We start from the raw sequence: 4545 nt of genomic DNA, 5'->3' as shown, positions 1-4545 counted from the left end.
CGAAGGCCCCGGGTCCTGTGGGACCCGGGGCCTTCGTCGACGTTTGCCTGTCAGCGCAGCATCCGACGGCGAACGGTCCGCTCCACGGGTCCGTCGCCATACCAGAACTCGAATACAGTACGCATCGCCGAAAGCATAGCGCATCCCCTCCTGGGGCCACCGGGCGGATCCGGCGGGCGGGCCTGGCGGGGTGCCGATGACACGCGGTCAAGTGCGCGGTGGCAGGATTGCTGCGTGCCGGATCCAACCGAGGAAGCTCGACTACCCCCCGGGCAGTACATCCCACGTGGCCGCCCGGTCATCCACTACGGCCGGATCCCGCAGTTCCGGCCGGAGCGCTGGAACATGTCGGTGTTCGGAGCCACCGCCTCAGGCGAGGAGATCGGGTTCACCTGGCCCGAGTTCTCGGCCCTGCCCCGGGTGACCGTCATCGCCGACTTCCACTGCGTCACCAAGTTCTCGATCATGGGAAACGAGTGGGGAGGCATATCGGCCAAGACCCTGATGGAGGCGGCCCCTCCGGCGGCGGGCGTCAGCCACGTCATGATCTGGGGGGAGTACGGCTACAGCGCCAACCTCCGCATCGAGGACTTCGACCGCGACTCCACGATCTTCGCCATGGATCTCGACGAGAAGCCGCTGACCGCCGAGCGGGGGTTTCCGGTCCGCGTCGTGGTGCCCCACCTTTACGCCTGGAAGAGCGTGAAATGGGTGCGTGCCGTGGAGTACCTGCTGGCCGACCGCCGAGGGTTCTGGGAGGAGCGCGGCTACCACAACCTGGGCGATCCGTGGCGTGAACAGCGTTATGCCTACCAGGAGGACCCCGGAGACGGTCCTTCCTAGGGTTCCGCAGAGTTCGGGCACGATCACATTAGGTCACCTATTACGGTTGCCCGCATGCTCCTTACCGGGTGGGCACTGTTATGCGTTCTGAGCGGTCTTGTGGGGTACGGCCTGGGCCGCCGCGGCGGCGACGCCGGGCCGGACGCCCCCGCTGACAACGCCACGTTCACCACCCTGCACCTCGCCGCGATGGCCGCGCCCTACCTCAGGGCCGGCCTCGCCCGCGACTCCGCCCGAAGGGCCGTACGCCACCTGCGGGCGCTCCTCGGCACCGAGGCCCTGGCCGTGACCTCCACCGACCAGGTGCTGGCCTGGGACGGGGCCTGGGAGGCTCCAGGCGAGGCGCGCACCCGCGACCTGCTGGGCCACGTCCACGGCGTCCTGGCCGGCGGGCGGCCCCACCTGGTCGCGGGCGACGAGCTGTTCTGCGAGGCCGAGGACTGCGCCATCCGCAGCGCCGTCGTGGTGCCGCTCACCGTCGACGGGCGGGTCATCGGCTCCCTGGCCGCCTACGACTCCCAGGTGAGCGCGGCGCTCGTACGGGCGGCGACCGAGGTGGGGCAGTGGGCGTCGGGCCAGCTGGAGCTGGCCGAGCTGGACGCCACGCGGCGGCGGGCGCTGGAAGCCGAGACACGGGCACTGCGGGCGCAGATCTCGCCGCACTTCGTCTGCAACTCGCTGGCCACGATCGCCTCGTTCACGCGGACCGACCCCGACCGGGCCCGCGAGCTGCTGCTGGACTTCGCCGACTTCGCGCGGCACGCCCTGCGCCGCGCGGGCGACTTCACCACGCTCTCCGACGAGCTGACCTGCGTCGACCGCTACCTGCTGCTCGAACGGGCGCGGTTCGGCGACAAGCTGCGCTTCGTCGTGGACGTCATGCGCGAGGTGCTGCCCGTTCCCGTGCCGTTCCTTTGCCTGCAGCCCCTGGTGGAGAACGCCATCACCCACGGCATACGCCGGGGCGGAGGGTCGGGCGAGGTGAGCGTGGTGGTGCGTGACGTGGGCAACGAGGTCCACATCACCGTCGAGGACGACGGCGCGGGCATGGACCCCGAGCGGGTGCGCGAGATGCTCGACGGTGAGCCGCCGAGCGGCGACAGCGGCGGCATCGGCCTGGGGAACGTCGACGTGCGGCTGCGCCAGATCTACGGCCAGGAGTACGGACTGATCATCGACACCGCGCCGGGTGAGGGGACCACCGTCCGCATGCGCGTCCCGAAAATCCGGCCAAGAGATAACTAACCGGCGTCGAGCGGTTACACAATGTTGGAATGATGCTTGCCCGAAGGGTGGTCCGGGCGGCAGCGTTGTCCTCATGCTCCGTGTCTTGGCGGTTGATGATGAAGTGCACGCGCTGTCGGAGCTGGCCTACCTCCTCCGGCAGGACAACCGCGTCGAGCAGGTGCTGACCGCCTCGGACGGCGTCGCCGCGCTGCAGGACATGGTCGCCATGATCGGTGCCGGAGATCGGCTCGACAGCGTGTTCCTCGACATACGCATGCCCGGTCTCGACGGTCTCGACCTGGCCAGGCTGATCGGCGCCTTCCCGAGCCCGCCGAAGCTGGTGTTCGTCACCGCGCACGACGACCGCGCGGTGCAGGCGTTCGAGCTGGAGGCCGTCGACTACCTGCTGAAGCCGCTCAGGCCCGACCGGGTGGCCGAGGCCGTCCGGCGCCTGGAGTCGGCCACGTACGGCCCGTCGGCGGCCGAGGCGGCGATGGACGACGTGATCCCGGTCGAGCTGAGCGGGCGCACGAGCTTCGTCCCCCAGCACGCGGTCACCTACGCAGAGGCCAGCGGCGACTACGTGCGCCTGCACACCGCCGAGGGCACCCACCTGGTCCGCATGTCCCTGGCCGCCCTGGAACGCCGCTGGGGGACCTCTGGCTTCATCCGGATCCATCGCAGCACGCTGGTGTCGGCCCGGCACGTCACCGAGATGCGCTTCGACGAGGGCCGCATCGTGCTCCGCGTCGGGGCCACGACCCTGCCCGTGAGCCGGCGGCACACCCGCCGCGTCCGCGAGCAACTCGTGCGGCAGTCGCGCGGCGCCATGCCGCCGGGGGCCGACGCGCTCGCGGCCGGGGTCCTGCCGTTCGGGGCCCAGCCGGTCTCGCCCGGCAGGTGAACGCGGCCCACGCGTCTCTCGGGGCGGTGGGGCCGCTCGCCGCGCGCCCCCGCCCCGCCGCTCGTCGGCGCGCAGGCACCGCTCGTCGTGCCGCCACGTTCCGCATATCGCTGGCTACTGACCGCTTGGCGAGACGACCGCCAAGCGGCCACATGACCCCGATGACCCAACGTAATGTCATCCGCGTCGAAGAGCCACACTGCGTAACCGGGGGGGACACCCGCCCCATGGGCCGGAAAGACCTTGGATACGCGGAACCGATGGCGATCGCCGGAGCTCAGCGCCCACGCGCGAACCTGGCGGTCACCTAGGTCGCCGGGCCCTTACCGGGGGGTAGGGCCCGTCGGCCTCGGCGAGGCGGGGTGTTCGCCGGACGGCCGCAAGGCCCCTCAGGTGATCCGGCCCAAAAGGGGGGCGGCCGGATCTCCCACGCGAGCACCCCGCCACAGCCGTACACGTCGCGGAGGGATCAGCTCTCGTCGCGGAGCTTCTTCAGCAGCGCGATGTCCTCGCGGTGCTTGTCGGCCTTGCCGGGCGTCTCGATGCAGAGCGGGACCCCGGCCGCCACCGGGTGGCGTAGAAGGTCGGCGAAGGCGTCCACGCCGATGTGCCCGGCGCCGATGTTCTCGTGGCGGTCCTTCTTGGACCCGCAGACGTCCTTGGAGTCGTTCACGTGGAGCAGCTTGAGCCTGCCCGGCGCGATCGCGTGGAGGGCGTCGAGCGTGAGCCCCATGCCTCCGGGAGCCGCGAGGTCGTGCCCGGCGCCGAAGGCGTGGCAGGTGTCCAGGCAGACGTTCGCACGCGGGTGGAAGTCAAGGGCCTCCAAATAGGGCCCGAGGTCCTGGACGGTGGCGCAGAGCATCCGGCCCTGGCCCGCCATCGGCTCCAGCAGCAAGTCGGGCCCGCCCTCGGGGATCTCGTCCAGGAGCGGCAGCAGGTGCTCGTGGAGCTGCCGCATCGCGTCGTCCCTCGGCTGGGTCACCGCCGAGCCGGTGTGCACGACGACGCCACGCGCGCCGGTCTCCACGGCCCGCCGCAGCGAGTGCCGGATGGTCAGGATGGATCGTTCCAGCGTGTCGGTGCTGGGGGAGCCCATGTTGACGAGATAGGGCGTGTGGATGAACACCGGGACGCCCGACTCGCGGAGCGCGGCGTCCTCGGCGGGCCTGCCCTCGGCGAGCGCCCAGCCGCGCGGGTTGGTCACGAAGACCTGGATGATCTCGGCGTCGATCTCGGCGGCATAGCGCAGGCCACCGGTGGCCAGACCACCTGTGACCAGCGCGTGCCCGCCGATGAGAGAGGTAACGGTCATGGTGCTGCCCAGCTTAAGGGAGGCCGCGGGATGCCCCGGCGAGCCGTTTCCCGTGCCCGCGCACCGGCGACTTGGAGCATGACACGAAAAGTCGTGGCGATGCGCCGGGCCACTTGGGAGCTCCCGCCGCTGGACCGCGCCCGCCGGTGACTGTCTACTTGCTGGCATGCCCAATGTGACACCCGCTCGACGCGGCCTTGCAGGGTTCAACGCGCTCGGCCCGATCGAGGCCGAGCGAGAACTGCTGGCCTGCTGCGCC

The 4545-nt window shown here is 70.8% G+C and carries 4 protein-coding genes; 3 read left to right on the top strand and 1 reads right to left on the bottom strand.

Features of this window, described 5'->3' with window-relative positions:
- Positions 1-234: 234 nt before the first annotated feature.
- The 3 genes from AB0O34_RS36180 (at position 235) to AB0O34_RS36170 (ending at position 2974) form a co-directional block, all read left to right on the top strand.
- Complete coding sequence (locus AB0O34_RS36180) at positions 235-843, top strand: molybdopterin-dependent oxidoreductase (RefSeq protein WP_363923412.1); 609 nt, start codon at positions 235-237, stop codon at positions 841-843.
- Positions 844-897: 54 nt separating this feature from the next.
- A complete protein-coding gene (locus AB0O34_RS36175) occupies positions 898-2088 on the top strand; it encodes a histidine kinase (RefSeq protein ID WP_363923410.1) in 1191 nt (396 codons plus the stop codon).
- Positions 2089-2161: 73 nt separating this feature from the next.
- A complete protein-coding gene (locus AB0O34_RS36170) occupies positions 2162-2974 on the top strand; it encodes a LytTR family DNA-binding domain-containing protein (protein ID WP_363923408.1) in 813 nt (270 codons plus the stop codon).
- A gap of 469 nt (positions 2975-3443) precedes the next feature.
- Here AB0O34_RS36170 and AB0O34_RS36165 read toward each other — a convergent pair whose 3' ends face one another.
- A complete protein-coding gene (locus tag AB0O34_RS36165) occupies positions 3444-4286 on the bottom strand; it encodes a deoxyribonuclease IV (RefSeq protein WP_363923406.1) in 843 nt (280 codons plus the stop codon).
- Positions 4287-4545 lie beyond the last annotated feature (259 nt).

The organism is Sphaerisporangium sp. NPDC088356 (assembly GCF_040685555.1).
In the GTDB taxonomy this organism is placed as follows: domain Bacteria; phylum Actinomycetota; class Actinomycetes; order Streptosporangiales; family Streptosporangiaceae; genus Sphaerisporangium.
This window is presented reverse-complemented; position numbering and strand designations above follow the sequence as displayed.

Coding starts and splice junctions, on each gene's coding strand:
- AB0O34_RS36175 (WP_363923410.1), top strand. CDS start 898: ATGCTCCTTACCGGGTGGGCACTGTTATGCGTTCTGAGCGGTCTTGTG.
- AB0O34_RS36170 (WP_363923408.1), top strand. CDS start 2,162: ATGCTCCGTGTCTTGGCGGTTGATGATGAAGTGCACGCGCTGTCGGAG.
- AB0O34_RS36165 (WP_363923406.1), bottom strand. CDS start 4,286: ATGACCGTTACCTCTCTCATCGGCGGGCACGCGCTGGTCACAGGTGGT.